General features: G+C 48.9%; 23 protein-coding genes. 5 read left to right on the forward strand and 18 right to left on the reverse strand.

The window, feature by feature from the left end; translation table 11 throughout:
- Positions 1 to 11: 11 nt before the first annotated feature.
- Both BC351_RS08560 and BC351_RS08565 read right to left on the reverse strand, forming a co-directional pair.
- Complete coding sequence (locus BC351_RS08560; RefSeq protein WP_079410754.1) at positions 12 to 329, reverse strand: hypothetical protein; 318 nt, start codon at positions 327 to 329, stop codon at positions 12 to 14.
- 95 nt (positions 330 to 424) lie between these two features.
- A complete protein-coding gene (locus BC351_RS08565) occupies positions 425 to 1,006 on the reverse strand; it encodes a TetR/AcrR family transcriptional regulator (protein ID WP_144028318.1) in 582 nt (193 codons plus the stop codon).
- 121 nt (positions 1,007 to 1,127) lie between these two features.
- Here BC351_RS08565 and BC351_RS08570 point away from each other — a divergent pair, with 121 nt between their 5' ends.
- Positions 1,128 to 2,330 carry an MFS transporter gene (locus BC351_RS08570; RefSeq protein WP_079410758.1) on the forward strand — a complete coding sequence of 401 codons (1,203 nt, stop codon included), beginning with the start codon at positions 1,128 to 1,130 and terminating at the stop codon, positions 2,328 to 2,330.
- 57 nt (positions 2,331 to 2,387) lie between these two features.
- Here the strand turns inward: BC351_RS08570 and BC351_RS08575 are convergent, their stop codons facing one another.
- From BC351_RS08575 to BC351_RS08585, 3 genes are read right to left on the reverse strand one after another with little or no spacing between them, the layout of a single operon-like run.
- Positions 2,388 to 2,705, reverse strand: a complete 318-nt coding sequence (locus tag BC351_RS08575) for a hypothetical protein (RefSeq protein WP_079410760.1) — start codon at positions 2,703 to 2,705, stop codon at positions 2,388 to 2,390.
- 6 nt (positions 2,706 to 2,711) lie between these two features.
- Positions 2,712 to 3,857, reverse strand: coding sequence for a D-alanine--D-alanine ligase (locus BC351_RS08580; protein WP_079410762.1), 1,146 nt, complete (start codon positions 3,855 to 3,857; stop codon positions 2,712 to 2,714).
- Positions 3,858 to 3,897: 40 nt separating this feature from the next.
- The gene (locus BC351_RS08585) at positions 3,898 to 4,917 is read right to left on the reverse strand and encodes an amidase domain-containing protein (RefSeq protein WP_079410764.1); all 1,020 of its coding nucleotides are present in this window, start codon (positions 4,915 to 4,917) and stop codon (positions 3,898 to 3,900) included.
- A 343-nt stretch (positions 4,918 to 5,260) separates the two neighbouring features.
- On the opposite strand from BC351_RS08585, the gene acnA reads away from it, so the two are divergent.
- On the forward strand, positions 5,261 to 7,978 hold the full coding sequence (gene acnA / locus BC351_RS08590; RefSeq protein WP_079410766.1) for an aconitate hydratase AcnA: 2,718 nt from the start codon (positions 5,261 to 5,263) through the stop codon (positions 7,976 to 7,978).
- A gap of 257 nt (positions 7,979 to 8,235) precedes the next feature.
- Positions 8,236 to 8,895: a spore cortex-lytic enzyme gene (sleB, locus tag BC351_RS08595; RefSeq protein ID WP_144028319.1), complete on the forward strand. Its 660-nt coding sequence runs from the start codon at positions 8,236 to 8,238 to the stop codon at positions 8,893 to 8,895.
- A gap of 1,741 nt (positions 8,896 to 10,636) precedes the next feature.
- On the opposite strand, the gene BC351_RS08605 is transcribed toward sleB, so the two are convergent.
- Both BC351_RS08605 and BC351_RS08610 read right to left on the reverse strand, forming a co-directional pair.
- Positions 10,637 to 11,527 carry a cation diffusion facilitator family transporter gene (locus BC351_RS08605; RefSeq protein WP_079411145.1) on the reverse strand — a complete coding sequence of 297 codons (891 nt, stop codon included), beginning with the start codon at positions 11,525 to 11,527 and terminating at the stop codon, positions 10,637 to 10,639.
- 62 nt (positions 11,528 to 11,589) lie between these two features.
- A complete protein-coding gene (locus BC351_RS08610) occupies positions 11,590 to 12,333 on the reverse strand; it encodes an IclR family transcriptional regulator (protein ID WP_079410770.1) in 744 nt (247 codons plus the stop codon).
- A 337-nt stretch (positions 12,334 to 12,670) separates the two neighbouring features.
- Here BC351_RS08610 and BC351_RS08615 point away from each other — a divergent pair, with 337 nt between their 5' ends.
- Entirely contained in the window at positions 12,671 to 13,657 is a 987-nt protein-coding gene (locus BC351_RS08615) for an alpha/beta hydrolase (protein ID WP_079410772.1), read from the forward strand.
- Between the two features lie 133 nt (positions 13,658 to 13,790).
- Here the strand turns inward: BC351_RS08615 and BC351_RS08620 are convergent, their stop codons facing one another.
- From BC351_RS08620 to queG, 7 genes are all read right to left on the reverse strand, one after another.
- A complete protein-coding gene (locus BC351_RS08620) occupies positions 13,791 to 15,110 on the reverse strand; it encodes a deoxyguanosinetriphosphate triphosphohydrolase family protein (RefSeq protein WP_079410775.1) in 1,320 nt (439 codons plus the stop codon).
- Between the two features lie 160 nt (positions 15,111 to 15,270).
- On the reverse strand, positions 15,271 to 15,858 hold the full coding sequence (folE, locus tag BC351_RS08625; RefSeq protein WP_079410777.1) for a GTP cyclohydrolase I FolE: 588 nt from the start codon (positions 15,856 to 15,858) through the stop codon (positions 15,271 to 15,273).
- Between the two features lie 20 nt (positions 15,859 to 15,878).
- Positions 15,879 to 16,457 carry a TetR/AcrR family transcriptional regulator gene (locus tag BC351_RS08630; RefSeq protein ID WP_079410780.1) on the reverse strand — a complete coding sequence of 193 codons (579 nt, stop codon included), beginning with the start codon at positions 16,455 to 16,457 and terminating at the stop codon, positions 15,879 to 15,881.
- 136 nt (positions 16,458 to 16,593) lie between these two features.
- A complete protein-coding gene (locus BC351_RS08635; RefSeq protein WP_047687552.1) occupies positions 16,594 to 16,803 on the reverse strand; it encodes a YneF family protein in 210 nt (69 codons plus the stop codon).
- A gap of 93 nt (positions 16,804 to 16,896) precedes the next feature.
- Complete coding sequence (locus BC351_RS08640; protein ID WP_079410783.1) at positions 16,897 to 17,928, reverse strand: HD-GYP domain-containing protein; 1,032 nt, start codon at positions 17,926 to 17,928, stop codon at positions 16,897 to 16,899.
- A 19-nt stretch (positions 17,929 to 17,947) separates the two neighbouring features.
- Complete coding sequence (locus BC351_RS43260; RefSeq protein WP_244208928.1) at positions 17,948 to 18,493, reverse strand: methylated-DNA--[protein]-cysteine S-methyltransferase; 546 nt, start codon at positions 18,491 to 18,493, stop codon at positions 17,948 to 17,950.
- Positions 18,494 to 18,508: 15 nt separating this feature from the next.
- Positions 18,509 to 19,624: a tRNA epoxyqueuosine(34) reductase QueG gene (gene queG, locus BC351_RS43265; protein WP_244208937.1), complete on the reverse strand. Its 1,116-nt coding sequence runs from the start codon at positions 19,622 to 19,624 to the stop codon at positions 18,509 to 18,511.
- Here queG and BC351_RS43270 point away from each other — a divergent pair.
- Entirely contained in the window at positions 19,548 to 19,727 is a 180-nt protein-coding gene (locus BC351_RS43270; protein WP_244208939.1) for a hypothetical protein, read from the forward strand. The genes queG and BC351_RS43270 overlap by 77 nt on opposite strands.
- Here the strand turns inward: BC351_RS43270 and lepB are convergent.
- The 4 genes from lepB to BC351_RS42115 all read right to left on the reverse strand — a co-directional run bounded on the left by lepB (position 19,724) and on the right by BC351_RS42115 (position 21,943).
- Complete coding sequence (lepB, locus tag BC351_RS08655; RefSeq protein WP_079410787.1) at positions 19,724 to 20,323, reverse strand: signal peptidase I; 600 nt, start codon at positions 20,321 to 20,323, stop codon at positions 19,724 to 19,726. The two genes, BC351_RS43270 and lepB, sit on opposite strands and share 4 nt — an antisense overlap.
- Entirely contained in the window at positions 20,324 to 20,878 is a 555-nt protein-coding gene (locus BC351_RS08660) for a DUF402 domain-containing protein (protein ID WP_079410790.1), read from the reverse strand.
- A 141-nt stretch (positions 20,879 to 21,019) separates the two neighbouring features.
- Entirely contained in the window at positions 21,020 to 21,451 is a 432-nt protein-coding gene (locus BC351_RS08665) for a GNAT family N-acetyltransferase (RefSeq protein ID WP_079410792.1), read from the reverse strand.
- Positions 21,452 to 21,781: 330 nt separating this feature from the next.
- Entirely contained in the window at positions 21,782 to 21,943 is a 162-nt protein-coding gene (locus tag BC351_RS42115; protein ID WP_158082018.1) for a hypothetical protein, read from the reverse strand.
- Between the last annotated feature and the right edge of the window lie 424 nt (positions 21,944 to 22,367).

Below are 22,367 nucleotides of genomic sequence, written 5' to 3' on the forward strand. Positions count from 1 at the left end.
GGTTTTCGCGATCAGGAAGATAGAACCGCAATAATTTTGAAGCTAATATAAGCAGAGACTGTCAGCGGCAGTAGACTTAGCACCAGCATGCCGAGCTTGGTCCCGCGGTCTTCTTTCCGCAAAACGATATAGTTGCCAACCACCCAGACCAACACGTAGATACAAAGCGCTGCAATAGCCATATAACGCTCCTGCGCAGCAGGTCTAGCCATGAAGCCATAGAAACCAAAAATCGTATAAATGAGCACGTGAGGCGTCGGTATGCCTAGTATAAGATTGAAAAGCCAATAAGCCATGAATTTGCGATTCGCGGGAATGATTTGATTCACTTGGACACGCTCCTTTAAACCGAAAATCTACAAGAAATATTGTAGCTTTTCCGGCAAGGAAGCATAAGTACTAACTTCTTATAGTACTGTCTATCCTACGACTGTGTTTTAATTCCTTCAAAAGCCATTGTCACCAGACTATGCACATACGAATCATCTATTTTGTCTCCGGTTAACAACATTCTATAGAATATGGGCCCGTATATGAGATCAATACATGCTTCCAGATCTAGGCCCGCTTTCAATTCCCCGTTCTGAGCCCCTTGCTCCAAAAGTAGCCGTGCCTCACGCCGTCGAGGCTGGAAGTATCTAGTGCGGTAAGCCTCTGCCAATCCTGCATCAAACTGTCCTTCTCCGATTAATTCCGAAATGATTTTACCTTCCCGACTTATCAAAAATCGGGCAACATTCGTCGCATGGATGCGAACATTGCTAAAAGCGGAGCCCGTGTCAGGCACGGGCAGTCTTGCCGTAGCCGCGGACATATAGCCATCCATAACAACGGCTGCTTTATTGGGCCACCATTTATAAATGGTCGCTTTGCTAACTTGGGCACGTTCTGCGATTTTCTCAACAGTTACCGCCCCAAAGCCGAGCTCCAGCAATAAATCGTACGAAGCAGCAAGGATAGACTGTTGGGTTTCCAGATTACGTGGACGTCCTCTTTTGACACTCACGCGAATCCCTCCTTTTGGGCAAAATGATAATCACCTATTTACAAAACGGTACGTTCAGTATATCGTGTAATTATCAATTAGTAAACTATACGTACAGTATTTAATAAGGAGGACGATTGCTATGCAAACGGAAAAAGGAATGGAAGGGAAACGCATTTCGAGCTGGATGACATTTTTGTTGGCATCTGCCTGTGGTCTTATCGTAGCTAATCTTTATTATGCTCAAACTCTGGTAGGGCCAATAAGTGCCGATACAGGTCTTTCTTCCGCAGCGGCCGGGTTAATTGTGACTTTAACTCAAATTGGCTATGTGGTAGGACTCTTGTTTATCGTACCGCTCAGTGACATCATTGAAAATCGGCGTCTCGCCGTCATATCGCTAATTGTGGTGGTAGCTGCTTTGATCGGAGCAGCATTCGCAGCGAATGCGCCGTTGTTTCTGATTGCGTCCCTTTTCATCGGTTTAGGATCTGTGGTCGCTCAAATATTAGTCCCCTACGCGACTTATTTAGCTTCGGAAGAGCAGCGCGGCCGCGTGGTGGGGAATGTGATGAGTGGACTGCTCCTCGGCATTATGTTTGCTCGTCCCGTGGCAAGCTTCATTGCCAGCTTCTGGGGATGGCAAGCCGTATTCGCTTTGTCTGCGGTTGTCATTACGCTTTTGACGGTACTTTTATGGCGTATTCTTCCTGAAAGAAAGCCTTCACCTGCGATCAACTACGGTGAACTGCTCGTCTCGTTAGTTGTTCTTTTGCGACAAACGCCTATACTGCGCCGACGGGCCCTCTATCAAGCTTGTTTATTTGGAGCCTTTAGCCTTTTTTGGACTACGGTGCCTTTGCGATTGGCTGATGAATTCCAAATGTCCCAGCAAGGCATCGCCTTATTTGCCTTAGCAGGCGTAGGCGGGGCCATCGCAGCGCCGATTGCGGGAAGACTGGCGGACAAAGGCTTGACGCGGCTTTTGACCGGATTGGCCATGCTGATTGCAGCCTTGTCTTTTGTGCTGGCCTATCTCTTCCAAACCCACTCAACAACAGCTCTTGGCCTGCTTGTTCTTGCCGCTATTATGCTGGATATGGCCGTATCGGGAAATCTCGTCCTTGGACAGCGAGCGATTTATTCATTGGGGAGCGCAGCAAGGGGACGTCTGAACGGGTTATTCATGTCCATCTTTTTCATTGGCGGTGCGGTCGGCTCCTCTTTGGGCGGCTGGTCTTATGCCCATGGGGGCTGGAATCTTACCACTCTGATTGGGATTGTGCTGCCGCTTGTGGCTTTACTTTACTACTTTACGGAAAAAAGATCCCTAGCTAGGACATAAGCATACAAAAAGGCGCCATCCCCAAGGGACGGCGCCTCTTTCCATCTTTTTGATCGATTACACTTGCTCTCCGAAAAACATTTCGTAAGCCAGTGCCGTTTGAATCTTCGCTTCTTCTTCGTTCAATCGGCGAATGAGTTCCATTTCTACCTGGGTCACTTCTTCCCCTTGGAAATTGATCTCCGCGATGGAAGCAACGATGCGAACAATCGCAATCGCCTCATTCTCCGGTGTATACGCGATAACCTTCTGACCTGTTGGGAAGACGCGGAAGCCGCTCTTCACCATTTTGCCGCGGCCATACTCCAGCAGCTCAAAAAGCTCCTGTGCGGACTTGAATTTGCATACTGAATTAAACTCCGTTTGAAATCCCATTTGCATCTACTCCACATCAAAAGAATATTGGATATTTTGCTTCGCGGCATGCCGTTCGATCGCCAATCGGATAAGATCATCGAGCAGCTCTGCATAGGGCTTGCCGGATTCTTGCCACAGCAAAGGGTACATGCTGAACGGGGTGAAGCCCGGCATTGTATTGATTTCGTTGATGTAGATTTTGTTGTCGGTTTTGCCCAGGAAGAAATCCAACCGTGACAAGCCGCTGCCATCTACTGCTAAATAGGCTTGAATGGCGAGCTGTCTGATTTGTTCAGCCGTTTCGTGCGGAATTTCGGCAGGAATCACCATCGCTGATTTGCCATCCAAATATTTGGCTTTGTAGTCATAAAACTCGTTGGACGAAACGATTTCCCCAGCAACAGAGGCAATAGGCTCATCGTTGCCCAAGATAGCAACCTCAATCTCGCGCGCATCGATATTTTCTTCAATAATAACTTTGCGGTCGTATTGAAAGGCAAAATTAACTGCTTCAATCAATTCCGCTTGATTTCTTGCTTTGGAAATGCCAACGCTGGAGCCTAGATTCGCTGGTTTCACGAAGCAAGGGTAACCAATCGCCGTTTCCAGCTCGACCAGATGATAAGCACGATTTTTTTCCCACTCTGTACGTGTAAAATGACGGAAAATGCATTGCGGAAGTCCTTCTTGCGCAAAAATCTTCTTCATCATGACTTTATCCATTCCCACCGCGGACGCAAGCACGCCTGCCCCTACGTAAGGGATATTGGCCATTTCCAACAAGCCTTGAATGGTTCCGTCTTCACCGAAGGTACCGTGCAATAACGGGAAGATCACATCCAAGCTTGTGTCCTTCGTCCCTACTGGATTAACAGCAGCAACGGATACATCGCCTTTGGCTTGAATTGCTCCGAATATCGGAGCCAGAGCGTTCGACACCGGTGCATTCCCTGTTTCTCCTGCTCTGAAGGTTAAAGCATCTTTGGATTCAGCAGGTCCGAGAAGCGGAGCGCCGCTCTTCCACTCGCCTTTTGTCGTTATATAAAACGGTGTTACCTCATATTTCGTGAAGTCCACGGCTTTCATAACGGCCAATGCTGTTTGCAAGGACACGTCATGCTCTCCGGATTTCCCTCCATAAATGAGTCCAATTCTGATTTTGCCGCCCATTCCGTACCTCCGTCTAGTCGTTCTATTTCTGTACTACCTATCACATTTCATCAGCAACTCGAACGAAAACGTATTTCGTCCGCTCCGTCCAAGCGGGTGAATCCTTATAAGCCCAATACCGATTGCGGCTATTATACGTATGTGCATTCACAAGAGGCATGCCGTTGGCATCCTTGCCGATTACAATGACATTGTGCTGAAACCGGCCGTCACCGTCCCAGTCGTAGCTGATCGTGTCTCCCGGCTGAAGCTCGCGCGGATCATGAACAATATGACCATGCAGCCCTTTGCGGCTATGCGATAAAAACGATTGCAAGCTGTTGGCTACTGCCCAGCTGAAGCTCCACAGCTCTTGATGGCCTCTTCTGCCTGCATACCACCAGCCCAAATCCCTTTTCCCAGTATAGTCCATTGGAGCCCCGCCTGCAAAGAGGCACTGCGATACAAAATTCGTGCAATCGACTTCAAATTCCTCAAATTTAGGGTTCGGTTTTTCCCACCAAGTCTCGGCATATTCCACAACTTTGGCGCGGTTATATATGATTTTGCGCAGAGCAGATTCTTGGGCACTGCCGCCCAATATACTATGGTTGATATAAGGAAGAGAGGGCGCTCTTCGCAGCCCTTCCACGAAGTCTTCCGGCTCAGGCAAAAGAAAGCCACGCTGCCTGCTCGAAAGCGACTTCTCGGCTTGCAGCGATTCTGTGTATCTCACCTGCCAACGGTTCGCCATGCTGTCAATCGTCACACGCTCCGTCTCGATGCGCTCTTCCACATGCTCAGTGGAACCAATCTGATAGTACAAATACCGATGCAGCCGGATATCGGCAATAATCCCTTGACCCGATTCTCTGACACCGCTGAGACGCAGCTTTGTTTCCCCGCGCAGCAGCTTGGCATCACGGTCCTGATAGCTGCTCAGCAGCCTGCGGACTCTAATATCCTGTGTGCGGACATAAGCGCTGTCTGTGACATGAGCTTCAAGCGGTGCTGCAGAGCCTTCGAGCTCTGCTTGATTTTTGGCGTGAACATAATTGTAGAGCGCTGTTTTCCAGGACATCTTGGGATCCTCCTAAAAGTTTTCTATGTCTTCTCATTCACACAATAAAAAGCCCCAAAGACTGCTATTTATTGAAAAGCACTCTTTTGAGGCATAATATGAGTCCTTAGAGACCCATTAACGACTCTTAGAGCCGCCTGCAAGTGTTTCCTGCTCATTTACTGAAGGACGAGCCCGATTTGCTTTGAATTGATTCAATATATGACATTTATCCGGTAAAAATGATTGAAATAAATCTTTACTGATACACAGTGAGACGGTATACTTAAAGTAGGGGATAAATGAAATTGAGTTTCACTAGTTGAAACTCAGTGGATGAAGATATTTTAAGGAGGAATTACCCATGCCCAACAAAGACTCTTTTTCTGTGCGTAAGCAGTTAACTGTCGGCACGAAATCGTTCCAGTATTACAGTCTTCCTGACTTTGAAAGCCAAGGTCACGGCACCATCAACAATTTGCCTGTTTCCATCCGCGTTTTGCTTGAAGCTGCTATTCGTCAATTCGACGGTCGCGCGATTACAAGCGAACACGTGAAACAAATCGCTGGCTGGGCTGAAGGCCGCGATGAAAACAAAGAAATTCCTTTCATTCCTGCTCGTATCGTTCTTCAGGATTTCACCGGAGTACCAGTCGTCGTTGACCTTGCGGCAATGCGTGCGACTATGGCTCGTGAAGGTGGAGATCCGAAACGGATCAACCCGCTTGTTCCTGTAGACCTTGTTATTGACCACTCTGTCATGGTTGATGCTTTCGGATCCCCGGATGCACTCGACATGAACATTAACTTAGAATTCGAAAGAAACGAAGAGCGTTACCGTTTCTTGCGTTGGGCACAAACAGCATTTGATAATTTCCGTGCTGTCCCTCCTTCAACAGGTATCGTTCACCAAGTTAACTTGGAGTACCTGGCTTCCGTAGCCGCTACCAAAACAATCGACGGTGAAACTGTTGTTTACCCAGATTCCTTGGTTGGTACTGACTCCCATACAACAATGATCAATGGTCTTGGTGTTGTAGGTTGGGGCGTCGGCGGTATCGAAGCTGAAGCTGGTATGCTTGGACAACCGCTTTACTTCGTAGCTCCGGACGTTGTTGGTTTCAAATTGACAGGCCACTTGGCAGAAGGCGCTACAGCAACTGACTTGGCTTTGACTGTTACACAAATTTTGCGTAAAAAAGGCGTTGTTGGTAAATTCGTTGAGTTCTTCGGTCCTGGTCTGAGCAACATTTCCTTGGCTGACCGTGCAACTGTAGCTAACATGGCTCCTGAGTACGGCGCAACCATCGGTTTCTTCCCAGTTGATAACGAAACATTGAACTACCTGAAAGCTACAGGCCGTGAAGATGATCAAATCGCACTTGTCGAAGCTTACTACAAAGCACAAGGCATGTTCCGTACAGACAGCACACCGGATCCTGTATTTACAGATGTTGTTGAACTTGATCTTGGTTCCGTAGTACCAAGCTTAGCTGGTCCTAAACGTCCTCAAGACCGCGTTGAGCTTACGAACATGAAAGAGTCTTTCAACTCCATCATCCGTACGCCAATCGACAAAGGTGGATATGGCCTCACCGATGAGAAAATCAACGAAGTTGTAGAAGTCGTTTACCCTAGCGGCGAAACAGCTAAAATGGGCACAGGCGCTGTCGTAATCGCAGCGATCACTTCCTGTACCAACACTTCCAACCCAAGCGTTATGCTAGGTGCCGGACTTGTAGCGAAAAAAGCGGTAGCTCGCGGTTTGAGAAAACCAGCTTTCGTAAAAAGTTCCCTGACACCAGGTTCCTTGGTTGTTACCGAGTATCTGATCAAAGCAGGCTTGCTTGAGCCTCTAGAAGCACTAGGCTTCCACGTTGCAGGTTACGGCTGTGCAACTTGTATCGGTAACTCCGGTCCGCTTCCAGACGAAGTCAGCAAAGCGATCATCGATAACGATATGACGGTGGCTGCTGTTATTTCCGGTAACCGTAACTTTGAAGGCCGCGTACATGCGCAAGTTAAAGCCAACTATCTGGGATCACCTCCACTTGTTGTTGCTTATGCTCTTGCTGGAACAGTTAACATTGATTTGGCTAACGATCCAATCGGCTACGACCAAAACAATCAACCTGTTTACCTCAAAGACATCTGGCCAACAAACCAAGAGATTCAAGAAGCTCTGGGCATCGCAATGAGCGCTGATATGTTCCGTGACAAATACAGCAATGTATTCCGTGCGAACGAGCGTTTCAACCAAATCGCAATTCCAGAAGGCGATCTGTACGAGTTCGACAACAAATCCACTTACATTCAAGAGCCTCCGTTCTTCACTGATCTGGGTACGGTTCTGGATGATATCGCGGATATTCGCAACGCCAAAACGTTGGCACTGCTTAGCGATTCCGTAACAACGGATCACATCTCGCCTGCAGGTAACATCAAAGTTGACAGCCCAGGGGGCCAATACTTGATCAACCATGGCGTCAAAAAAGAAGATTTCAACTCCTACGGTTCCCGTCGTGGTAACCACGAAGTGATGATGCGCGGAACGTTCGCCAACATCCGTATTCGTAACCAAGTGGCACCTGGCACAGAAGGCGGCGTAACAACTTACCTGCCAACTGGTGAAGTTGAGTCCATCTACGATGCTTCCATGAAGTATCAAGCTGAAGGCCAAAACCTCGTCGTTATCGCTGGTAAAGAGTACGGAACTGGAAGCTCCCGTGACTGGGCAGCCAAAGGAACATTCCTGCTCGGCGTGAAAGCTGTTATCGCAGAAAGCTTCGAGCGTATTCACCGCAGCAACCTTGTGGGCATGGGCGTTCTTCCACTTCAATTCCTTGATGGAACTGGCTGGAAAACACTGGGCATCACAGGTCGCGAAACATTCGATATCACAGGTCTGAGCAACGATGTTCAACCAGGTTCGACGGTTAAAGTTACAGCAACTCGTGAAGACGGAACAAGCTTCGAATTCAACGCTCTCGTGCGTTTGGACAGCTTGGTTGACGTGGATTACTACCGTAATGGCGGTATCCTGCAAACCGTTCTTCGCTCCATTCTTGCTGAGAATAAATAATTCAGTTTACAACACGCAAAACACACACATGTATGCACGCCAAATCCGGAATGCCTTATGGCATTTTCGGATTTTTTTATTTGGGATATGACGCGGTTGCTTATAGGCTCATCGGGCTGTGAAAGCGCTTTTCTCGAGTTTGTGTCACACGCTGAAACCCTAGAGCCCCAAGTGATTGACTTACATTTCCAATAACTGCGGGTTGAGCCTGCCCTTCTCCCCTACTATACTGGGTAGAGCGAAAGGGGAGATGAAAGATGAACACATTGAAAAAGCTCGTCTTAGTCATGCTGTTCGCGTCGATCGGGTTAGGGTATACTGCAAGCCAGTTCAGCCAACCAACTTACGCGGCAGAGGCTACCTTACAGTTAGGTACTCAAAACGGAGACGTATGGGACGCACAGTTTCGTCTAAAAATGTTAGGCTATTATACACAGCCGATGGATGGCAAATACGGTCCTGTAACTGCCGCGGCTGTTCGTAATTTTCAATATAATTATGGCTTAACCGTTGATGGTCTTGTCGGAGCGAATACGTGGCAGAGCTTGCGTAAATACTCCGTAAATCAAGAAGATCTGGACATTTTGGCTAGAGTGGTCTACAGCGAGGCACGTGGCGAGTCTTACGAAGGACAAGTGGCGGTAGCCGCCGTTGTCATGAATCGCCTGAAGTCGAGTCAGTATGCCAACACGATTGAGGGGATTGTTTTTGCCCCAGGAGCGTTCACAGCAGTAAGTGACGGTCAATACTGGCTAACGCCGGATAGCACCGCCTACAAGGCTGCACAGGACGCCGTAAAGGGCTGGGACCCGACCAAGGGAGCTACGTTCTACTTCAACCCAGAAACAGCGACTAGCGCTTGGATCTGGTCACGTCCGCAAACCGTGCGGATTGGTCATCATATTTTTGCGAAGTAATCGATGCCGTCAGGGGAATCCAGCCTGACGGTTTTTGTTTTGGTGCAGGCACCGATTTTGCGGTAATCGTGCGCAAAAACCAGTGTTGGCGTATCCGCCACCTTTATAGGTTAGATCCGCGGCTCGCGATTTCGGAAAGCCTGCATAAGTGCAGGCTTTTTCGATCAAATCGTGTGAAAACAGAAGAAAGCCTGCGATTATGCAGGCTTTTTAAGCTATTTCATCCTGGAATCGAAATAAGGGTCTCGAAAAGATGTATAATCGCAGGCTTTTAGCGATTTTGCTCATTCCCGAGACGAAAAGGATGCACAATTGCAGGAATTATGCGAAATACACGGGCGGGCTTGAGGCATTTTGCCAGCGTGAGCAAACTCTAGCTGATCAAGCTACTCAAGACACTTAAGACACTTAAGACACTTAAGACATTCAAGACACTCCAGACACCTAAGCTACTCAAGCCACCAAAGCCACTCCAGTCACTCAAGCTACTCAAGTCACCCAAGTCACTCCACGATTAAAGTGTATACAAGTATAAAATTTTTTTGTTGTAGACCCCGATTTCCCGGTATCGTGCGAAAAACCATTGTCAGCGTATGCGCCACCTTTATAGGTTAGATCCGCGGCTCGCGATTTCGGAAAGCCTGCATAAGTGCAGGCTTTTTCGATCAAATCGTATGAAAACAGAAGAAAGCCTGCGATTATGCAGGCTTTTTAAGCTTTTTCATCCTGGAATCGAAATAAGGTCTCGAAAAGATGTATAATCGCAGGCTTTTCGCGATTTTGCTCATTCCCGAGACGAAAAGGATGCACAATTGCAGGAATTATGCGAAATACACGCGGCGGGCTTGAGGCATTTTGCCAGAATGAGCAAACTCTAGCTGATCAAGCTACTCAAGACACTCAAGGCACTCAAGACACCCAAGCAACTCAAGACACTCCAGACACTCCAGACACTCCAGACACCTAAGCTACTCAAGCCACCAAAACCACTCCAGTCACTCAAGCTACTCAAGCTACCCAAGTCACCCAAGTCACTCCAGTCACTCAAGCTACTCAAGCTACCCAAGCTACCCAAGTCACCCAAGTCACTCCACGATTAAAGTGTATACAAGTATAAAAAATTTTTGTTGTAGACCCCGATTTCGCGGTATCGTGCGCAGAACCATTGTTGGCGTATGCGCCACCTTTATAGGTAAGATCCGCGGCTCGCGATTTCGGAAAGCCTGCATAAGTGCAGGCTTTTCGATCAAATCGTGTAAAAACAGAAGAAAGCCTGCGATTATGCAGGCTTTTTAAGCTTTTTCATCCTGAAATGGAAATAAGGTCTCGAAAAGATGTATAATCGTAGGCTTTTCGCGATTTTGCTCATTCTCGAGATGAAAAGGATGCACAATTGCAGGAATTATGCGAAATACACGGGCGGGCTTGAGGCATTTTGCCAGCACGAGCAAACTCCAGCTAACCAAGCTTTCACTGCGCAAGTGTGGAGGAAAGCGTTCTTCGATAAGAAAATTTCTAATAGAGAGGAGGTTCAAAAATCCAAAATGATTTTTGGGACAGACTCTTATGTTTTGGTGTAGGCCCCGATTTCAGATTATCGGGGTACTTGTTCTTGCTGTAAGGCTGTTTTACAGCCTTACAGCAGCAGATTCTCACGCCACGCCACCGGGACGCTTCCCGAAGCTGTAAAGGGCAAAAAAGCTATCCCAGGTCTGCAACCACCCGAATAGCTTAACGTTTTTCAAACTGATTCTTCATACCAAGGATTCAGATGCACCAGCACCTCATCCACGTCGCTATGAGCGTCTTTGATCTTTTGTTTGATGGCGCGGCTGATATCATGGCCTTCTTGGATGGTTAAAGTCCCCCGAACGGCCAGCCTTGCATCGACTAAAATGTAGTGTCCGTGCTCCCGCGCCCGCAGTCGATCAATGCGTTTGATCTCCGGCACAGAGCGGATCAAAGCGGCATACTGCTCAATATGCTCCGGACTTACACTCCGCTCCATGAGAATGTCGAAGGATTCTCTGCCCATTTCATAGGCCAGCTTCAACACGAGAAATGAGACGATGATTCCCGCTACGGGATCTCCATAAGCTAAGATCGCATAGCCGAAATGTTCGCCAATCAAAGCTAAGCCGATACCAACGGATGCGGCAATAGACGCATACACGTCCGCCAGATGGTCGTATGCGGTAGCGATCAGGCCCTTGCTGTTGCGCTCACGGCCGATACGCATCGTATAGATGTAAAGGATTTGCTTCCAGATCAGCGAAATAACGGCCGCAACGAAAGCAATCCAATGCGCGTTGCCGGGCTCTTCAAACAGCGCATGGATGGAGTGATAGCCCATGTAAATGGCCGCTCCACCCAGAATGATGGCGACAATGAAAGCCCCGAGCACCTCGGCCTTGCCGTGTCCGTAGGGATGATCCACATCGGCCGGCTTGGAGGATACTCGCATCGAGCTGTATGCGGTCGCGGAGGCGATCACATCTCCCGCGTTATGGATGCCGTCAGCGATCAGCACTTGGCTTTGGAAGAGGAGTCCGACGATGATTTTGATGGCGGTAAGCACGACATTGCTGGCAAGGCTGATCCAGATCGCCAGCATGGAAGCTGCCTTCTTCATACTTGCCACATCCTTTCCCTCCTTCTAGTATGGACCTCCTAGAAGATAAACATCCATCGCCGCTAGCGCAGCATGGTTCCCATCCGCCGCGCCGCCTCCATAATCAGCGGCGCCTGCTCTTGCATAACCTCCAGCGTCAATCGGTTCGCTGGGCCGGAAACCGCAAGGGCGGCGACCAAACGGCCGCCTCGATCCAGCACCGGCGCAGACACTGCCGCCGCACCGGGCTCGCGCTCTTCCACGCTCGTGGCGAAGCCAGCGAGCTTGGTGTCGCTGAGCTGCTGCAGGAACGCCTGCTGATCCAGCCCGGTCGGCCAGTCGGCCGAGGCTAGAAGCTTCTCATGCAGCGCAGGCTCAGCGAAGGCGACGAGCACCTTGCTCGAGGCGCCGACGTATAAGGGCATACGCGCCCCGACAGGGGCTACGCGGCGAATGGCCTGGTTGCTCTGCACCGCTTGGATGCGCACGCGAAGCAAGCCGTCCTGAACGTACAGCGAGATCGTTTCGCCGAGCTGATCGCGCAGCCGTTCCATCTCCGGTAGCAGAATGATGCCGGGGTCTCCCTCTTTGGAGAGGTTAGCGGAGAGCTCCCACAGCCGATAACCAAGTCTGTATTTATCTGTTGCGGCATCCCGCATGATGAACCCCTTGCCCTCGAGTGAGGCAAGCAGGCGGTGGACGGTGCTTTTGTGCAGATCGACACGACTTGCAATTTCAGTTAAGGTCAGCTCGGTAGCTCCAGTAAAACAGAGCATAATATCTAAAGCGCGCTCAACGGCACGCACGGTTAGCTTGCCATCTTCCATGACGAACACCACTTTCATTATACGGATATCTATGATATGCCAGTTGATCTGAAAAGTTGACTGGTTTCACTATATGAAACCCATTTACATCTAGTATAACCAAACTACCTCTATGCGTAAAGGTCAATCATCTGTTTCTTCTATTGTTACAGTACCGTTACAGAGGCCTTACAATTGGTGCATCAGCATTGACTTGAAAGCGCATTCAGAATAATATTAAGGTAGAAGATTACTTATCAGAATATTTTGTCAATTAATCTCGAGATTCATTCTCCCTATGACCTCTTAGAGCAACTGGGATTACTCACACTATTTTATATGGAGGGAGGGTGCTGCGATGTCAACAACATCTCTATCCCCTGGTTCATTACAACCCACACTGGAGCAGGTCGTTCCTCGACGGCTTTTACGCAAAAAAAAGCTGATTCTCACTATCCTGATCTCCTTCTTAACCTTATGCCTGTCTCTGCTGCTTGCCTTTCATGCTTACATTGCTTGGACGCTGGCTCGGCCGCACATCGACCCTCTCCATTCCGATCCAATGAGAGCGGTTGGTCTTCCTTTCAGCAGTGTAACCTTCCCAAGCTTGAATGGCGCTTCTCAATTAGATGGCTGGTTCATTCCTGCTCAATCGAGCAAAACCATTATTTTCTCTCATGGCTACGGCGGCAATCGCGAGGAATTATGGGTCCCGCTTTACAACTTGGCCCGTGAGCTTCATCTACAAAATTACAATGTGCTTATGTTTGATTATGGGTACGTTCATCCTGGCAGCAAGCGCCTGATGACGGGTGGTATTCAAGAGTCTCAGGAACTGCTCGGAGCCATCAATTATGTCAAACAGCTATCCAGCGGTCCAATCTATATCTGGGGCTTCTCGATGGGCGCAGGCACAGCGCTGCAAGCGGCTCTCCAGAACAACACGGATATCTCAGGGATGATTCTGGACAGCACCTTCTTGCTGAATCCAGATACCCTTTATCACAATATGAAGCAAGTCGTGAACGTTCCTAAATTCCCGTCTCTACCGCTCGTTCGCTTATTTTTCCCATTGCTCAATGGCGTAAGCTTGCATGAAGTGCCTTACAATAAGGTCACCTCTACCGCTTACCCGATGCCTATCTTCTTCATCCACGGAACCGAAGACTACAAAGCTCCCTATGGTATGGTAGAAGACATGTTCAAGCAGCAGAAGGCACCCGAATCCAAGCTATGGATCATTCCCAAAGCACAGCACGAGCTTCTTTATCGAGCGGAACCAAAAGCCTATATTCGCAAAACGATGAATTTCTTAAATGGTCTTTCAACTGCACCTGTTTACTAACGTTGGTATTCCCTCCTCCTTATAAAATCGGCCCCTTACTTGCGGGGCCGATATTTTTTTATGCGCTAAAAAAACAAAGAACGCTGACAGGGTCAACGTTCTCTTAACTTCTATGCTAGCGATAAACTGGCATCTAGTCCATTTCGTAAATCGATCCCGATTTGCTTGCGAACAGCTCGGCGTATACTTTCTCAGCGTAGGCGTCTGTCATGCCGGAAATATAGTCCGCAACGAATCGCGGCCAGCTCCAATTGCCCTTGCGGCGCTCGTAGCTGTCAATCCAGTCGGGCGGGATAATCCATTGCCCCTTGTCTTGATCGATGAAGCTGTACCATAAGCGCTCCACGATGATCTCACTGCGCTTCTGCAAGCGCAGCACCCGGAAATCCTTGATCAGGGTAACCCATGCGAGCTTTTTGAGGATTTCCATCGTCCGCAGCAGGTTCATATCCTCCGCTCCGTCTTTGACGAGCGCAACCTTCTTCCAGCCGCGATCCGGATCATCAATGATATCCAGACAGCTGGCGAAGGAGCTCACCCAGCGAGCTTTCATCTCTCTGCGCGTCCGCGATTCTTCCCGATTGCATTCTGCAAAGATCTGCTCCCATTGCTCCAGATAATCAGACAGTACCTGTCTGACCATCAGCTCAATATCGACTTGCTCCCACCCGAATTTATGCTTGTTGGGATCATTCAAGATCTCCATAACCAGATGCCGGATCAACCGCTGATCTTCAAAAAAGGTCGCATTCATTTGAATTTTCCCCGCGCGGATGCCGTCTTCAATATCATGGGTGGAGTAGGCGATATCATCGCACAAATCCATCAACTGAGCTTCCAGCGTGGAGCAGCCCTCCGGCATTTTCCACTCCGCTCTAAGCTCTCGAATGATATCCCACTCTGAGCCATACACGCCCTTGAGTCTGGACTCTTCTTCAATCAGGAAGGGATATTTATTGATACCCAGAAGTACTGCTGAGGTTAGATCCAGACCGCTTTCGCTGCCTGCCCGTTTCTCCAGAAACATCAGGATCCGGAAGTTTTGGGCATTGCCTTCATATTTCAAGCCATGATCCTTCAGCAGGATATGATTCAGCACTTCTTCCCCTTTGTGCCCAAAAGGTGGGTGTCCAAAATCATGGGCGATCGACGCACATTCCACCACCGTAGGGTCGATAATAAGCCCCGGGTGCTCTCTTTTTTGCAGGAACGGATTCGTCCGCTCTAAGCGCTTCGCCACTTCTCTGGCGATTTGGGCAACTTCCAGCGAATGCGTGAGTCGTGTCCGATAATAATCTCCTGATCCGGCACCGAACACCTGTGACTTCCCTTGCAGCCGCCGAAAGGTCGGTGATTGGATAAGCCGCGCATAATCCCGTTCAAATTCATCTCGTTCTTCGCTCACTTTAGAGGAAGCGGCCTCACCGGGCCGATATTTTCGTATGTCATTCATAAGCTTGCCTCCCAAGTGCTCTTTCCTATTCCCCAATAACGTTTATAAAAGAATACTATATCCGTCTACCTTGCAACAAGTCATAGCCGTCACTCTTAACAAAAAAAAGGAATGCTGCACAAGACTTTTGTCTCCATGCACATCCCCTTGCGCGAACTATTTATTTTAACAAGGACAAAAACTCTGAGCGAAGCGTCGAATCCGTCCGGAAAGAACCGCGAACCGCTGAGGTTATCGTCTGACTGCCATACTTCTTCACGCCTCTGGAGCACATACACATATGTTCCCCTTCCACCACAACCATGACGCCATGCGGCTTCAGCACTTCATCCAGAATGTCGGCAATCTCCGATGTAATTCGCTCCTGCACCTGAAGCTTGCGTGTAATCACATCCACTAGACGGGCGAATTTGCTTAATCCCGCTACTTTACCGCTAGGCAAGTACCCGACATGCACTTTCCCGAAAAAGGGCGCCATATGATGCTCACATTGACTGTAATAAATAATATCTTTAATGATCACCAGCTCTTCGTGCTGCTCATCAAAGGTTACACCCAGCACATCACGGGGATTCGCCTCATAACCAGAAAATATTTCTTCATACATCCGGGTTACGCGAGCAGGTGTGTCAAGCAAACCTTCCCGATCTACATCTTCGCCAATCAGCCTCAAAATCTCCCGAACATGCTGCTCAATGAGTTCCCGATTCTCGGAGACTCTTGTATTCTTATACTCGATTGATGCCATCTTTTCTCCACCTCTTTCTTCTATCCCATACAAATGGTCAGAACCTTGATACTGTCGCGCATCGCTCTGCTGTCTTTGTGCGCTTTGGTGAGCAGCATTCCGCCTTGCAGCAGCGAAACGATCGGTGTCGCCAACTCTACGGGGCTCAGCCCCTGCAGAGAGAGCTCACCGCGCTTGCGCCCATCCTGCAAGCAAGATTCGACCTCAGCCTCCATCTCGCTGAAAAAACGGCTCAGCGGCTTACGCAGCTCTTCTGAGCTGTCACTAAGCTCCAAAGCCAAGTTGCCGAAGAAGCAGCCCTTCCGACAGGCATGCTCTTCGCAGAAGCTCAGCATCCTTTCGAACAAGCCGAGCACCCGCTGCTTCGGCGACAAATCCGCATTGCCGAGGCTTGGCTCCAGAACGGCTTGCCGCATCTCCTGAACCTTGCGTTCAATCACCTTAAGGCCCAGCTCTTCTTTACTTTTGAAATGATAATAAAAATTACTTTTACAAACCCCGCTGCTCGACAAAATATCTTCCAGTCCCGTCCCTTGGAAGCCATGGTCATGAAACAGATCCATCGCTGCCTCCAGGATGCGGTCTTTGTTGCTTGCCATCGAATAGCCACCTCTGAATAGTACCGGTATGTCCTATAGCTTTCATACCTGACCATAATAGGAAGGGCTCGTGCTGTCAGCCGTTTGTACGGTGGACAGCACAGCCCTTGTGAAGGGTTCTTTTACACCCTACGTATTATTTCCACTTTTGGTTTTTCATCATTTGCTGCGCTTTATTCAATTGCTGCTTATTCATGTTGTAGCCCATTTGCTTCGCCATTTTGGCCAGCATTTCGGGATTGTTCTGCATCGATTCCAGCTGTCTTTTTAAATAGAATACACCGATGAAAAACCCGCCGACTAAGCCCACAATCAACGTGAGAATAGGTATAAGATAACTCCACATCGTGAATGCCCCCTGCTTGTACAAATTGGTATGGATTGCTTGCTTTATCATATCATTTCTGTTCATCTGTTTACAAATAGGTACCCGCCCAAATTATAGCACTTGTTCGATGAAAAGAGTCGTGTGTTTAGCCAAATCAATCTCTTTAATATCCAGCTCCCGATCCGTGGCATCCTGTTTGACAATGCGAACGATGGGCCGGCTTGGCAGTCCGCGATGCTGCCCCACGACGACACCAGTCTCCCGACTGGAGAGGCGAACGGAAGCCCCTGTTGGATAAATAGAAACGATTTTCAGAAATTGAATCACCACATCGCGGTCCAGCTTAGTTTCAGCTAGCGCCATCATATGCTCGCAAGCCTCGTATGGCAGCATACGCCGACCTAATGAGGTATCGAAGAGCAAATTATCATACATGTTAGCGACAGCTGTAATTTTGGCATAGATATGGATATCTTCGCTCAAAAGTCCCCTCGGATAGCCAGAGCCATCTACAGCTTCATGGTGCTGAAACGCCACATGGGCAATCAGCAAGCTGAATTCCCGTTTGTTTTTCAAAAGCTCAAAGCCTCTCCACGTATGATGTCTCTTGAGATCCAGCGATTCATCGTCGTACAGAAGTTCGACTTTGCCTACATCGTGAAGAAGCGCGCCAACGGCAAGCTCTTTTAACTGCGTCTCATTGAAGCCCATATTAATGCCGATCAACACAGCCATCATACAAACGTTCGTCGCATGGACATACATCTCATTATCCTTCGTGCGAATATCGGTCAATTGAATAAGGACATCACGGTTCTTCATCACTTCATCGAGCAAGGTATTGATCGAAATGCTCATGGAACGGGAGTTAAATTCCTTGCCCGATTGAATCGCTGCGAAGGTTTGACCCATCTGCTGCATCACAATCCGTTTCGTTTCCTCCGAAAGAATCTCCGGGATTTCCACATCCTCCAGGCTCTCGTCTTTAATATAAATCATCGTAACCCCGATGCGGTTGAGCGTATTAATCATGAATACCGTTAATTGCACGCCTTCAGATAGCAAAATAGATCCGTTGCTGGCAAATATCGTTCGACCCAAATATTGCCCCGACTCAACGGAATCCAAATGGACATATTTCATAGGATACACTCCATTTTATTCAGATTGTTGTTGCGGTAAGAGGCCGTTCCAGGTCTAACAACCGTATTTTGATATCCAGCCCGCCGCCATAGCCAACGAGCTCCCCGCTAGCGCCAATGATACGATGGCACGGGATGATGACCGGAATCGGGTTTTTATTATTCGCTCCGCCAACTGCTCTAACCGCTTTCGGGGAGCCAATGGCTTCTGCTATATGTTTATAAGAAGCTGTTTCGCCGTATGGAATAGCTAACAATGCCGTCCAAACGCGTTTCTGAAAATCAGTTCCCTGTAAATCGAGTTCACCGTCAAAAGAGGTTCGGTCTCCGCGAAAATATTGCTCCAACTGCTCGGCAATCAATGCCAGATGCGCTGTATCCTCTTGCCATTCATGCCTGCCAAACCAACGATCCGCCCATTCCTGCAATCGCTCTTGATTATGTTCCATGGTTCCAAACGCAATATTGCACAGTCCCTGTGATGTTGCAGCAAGGACGAGTGGGCCTATCGGTGAAGCGACTTCTGTATAGCGAAGAATGGTTCCTGCTTGTTGCATACGTGTCATGTGTATGGTTCCTCCTCACCTTGAAGCTGATTGGCTTACAGCAGTGATGGCTTTCTCAATATCTTCCCTGACAACAGGCTCCTGTTCCTTGGCTTGGGCATTATTCAGCGCCGACGACGCTTCTTCGCCGCCAATTCTGCCCAGCGCCCATGCGCAGGCCGCACGGATCTCCGGTCGTGGATCGGCTAGCAGAAGCTCGCTTAGAATCGGCACGGCTGACTGGTCCCGGAAATTGCCAAGGGCGATAATCGCATTGCGCTGAATCGGCTTCTTGCCTCTCCACGAAGCAGCAATACGTCCGTATTGTTCTTTGAACTCCTTGTTTGTCATGGTGAGCAAAGGGATCAGCAGCGGCTTGACCTTCTCAGGGTCAGGCTGCAGCTCGGGCTGATGCGTCCAGTTCATGCCCTTATTCTTCGGGCAAACGATTTGGCATGTATCACAGCCGTAGATGCGATTGCCGATCTTGCGCTTGTATTCATCGTCGATATAGCCCTTAGTCTGCGTAATGAAAGAAATGCAGCGGCTTGAATTGAGCTGCCCTGGACCGACTAGAGCCCCAGTCGGACAGGCATCTATGCAAATCGTGCAATCCCCGCACTGATCCATAATAGATGTATCGGGTGTAAACGGAATATTTGTAATCATATCGCCCAAATAAACCCACGAGCCCCACTCCGGTGTGATGACGGCGCAGTTTTTGCCACTCCAGCCGATCCCCGCACGCTCGGCCACGGCCCGGTCGACAAGGACACCGGTGTCGACCATGCTCATCAATCGCGCATCTGGCACGCGCTCCGCGATGAAAGCCTCCAGCTTCGCGAGCCGGTCGCGAAGCACGTCATGGTAATCGCTCCCCCACGAGGAGCGCGAAATAATGCCCCGATACGCCCCTGGCTCGGATCGGGGAGGGTTCGGCAGTTTCGACGGGTACGCCACAGCGATCGAAATGATCGACTTCGGCGCGTCGAAGCTCAGCCCGGGGTTGACTCGCTTCTCGATATCCGGCTCCTCGAAGCCGGATTCGAATCCCTTCTCCCGGTGACGGAGAAGGATGTCTTTCAGTTCCGTGAACGGCTCCGCCGAAGCGAAGCCGATTTTATCAATGCCAAGAGACGACGCGGCATCCACGATCTCTTGCTGCAGCTTGCTGAAATCCGCAGGCGTTCCTGTTGCGATGGGAGTGGAAACCGCCATTCGTCTCACCTCTTTTCATTCGTGTCAGTTGGTTTAAAGCCCAGCGGCCACCGCGAGTGGCCACACAATGCATTCCGCCCGGCCTTGGATCAAGCTGGTCGGAACAGCCCCGAACCTGCGGCTGTCTGCGCTTGCTGCCGCGTGGCGGTTGTCGCCCATGACGAAGACGTTCCCTTGCCCGATCTGCGTTGGGCCGAAGTCGCCGTCTTGAATGGGCGTGTCCGTGTACGGCTCTTCAATTTTAACGCCGTTGATGTACAGAAAGCCCGCTCGGCCCTGCACCTCGTCGCCGCTTACCGCGACCACCCTTTTCACGAGGAAAAGGTGCTGCGCCAACGTAAAATCCTCCGATTCCTTGATGATCACAATTTCGCCCCGCTTCGGCGCTTTGAAATAGGTAATCGCCTTATTCACGAACAACCACTCCCCCTCTTGCAGGGTGGGCTGCATCGAATTCCCCCGCACCGTCGAAAGGTTGAACCCGAACTGATGCACGAGAATAACGACAAGAAGAGCTACAAGAATGGATTTCGTCCAATCCCAGAGCTCGTGTGTGAAGCTTTTCGACTCTGCCTCCTGTTTATACTGGGCAGTCGCTTTATTCGTTTCATTGCGGCTTACAAAGAAGCTCATTCATGCTCCTCCGTTCTTATGCTTTTCCCACTGTTCATAATAATGCAGAACCATCTCATCCTGAAAAGGGGGTTTGTCCCCATTCACCAGTTCCAAAACAGCCGCCAGTCCTTCTTGCACTTTCCTTTCAACTAGCGGCGAATAGTGATAATTAAGCTTATGACGTTCATATTCATCTTGGTCCACAATATGCACAGAGCGGTCCGGCATACGTATGACATCAAGGTCATAGTCGATATAAGTCAGAACCTGCTGGGCGACATACATCGGTGAGGCCACATTACAATAATATCGAACCCCAGCTTCTTCTATAAGAGCTACAATGTTAAACCACATTTTGGGAATGAAGAAGGAAACGCCTGGAATGCGGCTAACCCATTCTTTCCCGTCTGCTTCCTGAATTTTCGTTTGGCTGTTGATAAAAACCATCATATTTTGCTGTTGATGGTCCGTATGCAGGATATGCTGCGGAACTCGCCAGTTCGTCAGCCACATCCGATGAAGATGTCCATCGTGTTTGAAGCTTTTTATCACATACGGCGCGAAATTCTCCATGTCTCAAAGCTCCTCTATTGATAGCTGCCGATAAGTTCCCTACTATATAGAAAAGCATATCTGACCCCCAAATGCAATGGCGGCACCGATATGCTTCCCTCTACCCAGTCTATTCAATTCCAAGAGCATCCGAACAATCCGTTACACGCTGACTTTCTTTACAATACTCAGACGATGTGCAGCCCGGGAAAAATCAGAAGTACTGTAGCCCGCTGATTCATATACAGGCAGCACCATTTCATTATGCACGTCGACCGTCACCATAATTTTGTTCACGTTCCGATAGAGGAACCTTTGCTTCATTGCTTCGATCAAAGCCTTGCCAATACCCTTACGTTGATACTCTGTGGCAACTGCAATGCGATAATAGTAGCCATTGTTGTTATCGATGGTCCCGATAATCATGCCAACAATTTGCGATTCTTCTTGCGCGATAAGAACAAGTTCTGTATCCCAAGAGAGCTGACGAGCAAATGCTTCCATCGTTTCTTCATAGCAGGTTTCCGATAAAACGTCCTGCAAGAGTGTTGTCACCGAAGAAGTATCACCAAGTTGAAATGAACGAACATGCATACGGTTCTCTCCCAATTCCCTATTAATTTGTTAGGATCAATTTTCTGGTAAAGTAGTAAATACGACAAAAATTTACGGAATCCTGCTGAAAATGTGTTAAAATTCACAAAAATCTTTGTTTTTTTCTATTTTTCTCTTGAAAGCGCTTAAATGCAAGGGATGGGCCTGGGGTGACGAGAGATGGGCGCAAGCTGGCGGAGTGCTGGATTGCTCCAAAGTTCGCCAGCTTCTCGGTCCATACCTCATCGATTTCGAAAAACCTGCGAAAATGCAGGCATTTTCGATCAAATCGGGAGAAAACGTCAGAAAGCCTGCGATTATGCAGGCTTTTTAAGCTTTTCCATCCTGGAATGGAGAAAAGGTCTCTAAAGGATGCATAATTGCAGGCTTTTCACCATTTCGCTTATTTTCTGGACGAAAAGGATGCATATTCGCAGGAATTTCGCAAAATATACCGACTTGAGGCAAACTGCCAGCTTGAACAACTTTCAAGCTGCTGCCCTCAGCGGCCAACCTATGCCCATTACCTCATCCCTCATTTGGAAAAGTGAAATTGGCCCTAATAATCTGACATATACCATAACTGCGGCGGGATGCAGCTATGACAAGGGAGAGAATAACACACTTATGGCAAAATGGCGTTAGATAACTCGATAACTGGCCCTATGATGTGAGTGAGGACTCATTGACTTGTGCGGCTAGTAGAAAACTGAGCTTTCGGGCTGGCCTCAAGTAGATTTAGCTACTTAAGGAACAGCCCTTCTCGATCAGTTAACTCGACAATTGGCGCTATGATGAGAGTGAGGACTCATTGACTTGTTTGGCTAGTAGAAAGATGACCTTGCGGGCTAGCCTCAAGTAGATTTAGCTACTTGAAGAACAGCCCTTCTTTGGCCTCTCAGTCGGCTTCCCCGCG

The organism is Paenibacillus ferrarius (assembly GCF_002027705.1).
In the GTDB taxonomy this organism is placed as follows: domain Bacteria; phylum Bacillota; class Bacilli; order Paenibacillales; family NBRC-103111; genus Paenibacillus_E; species Paenibacillus_E ferrarius.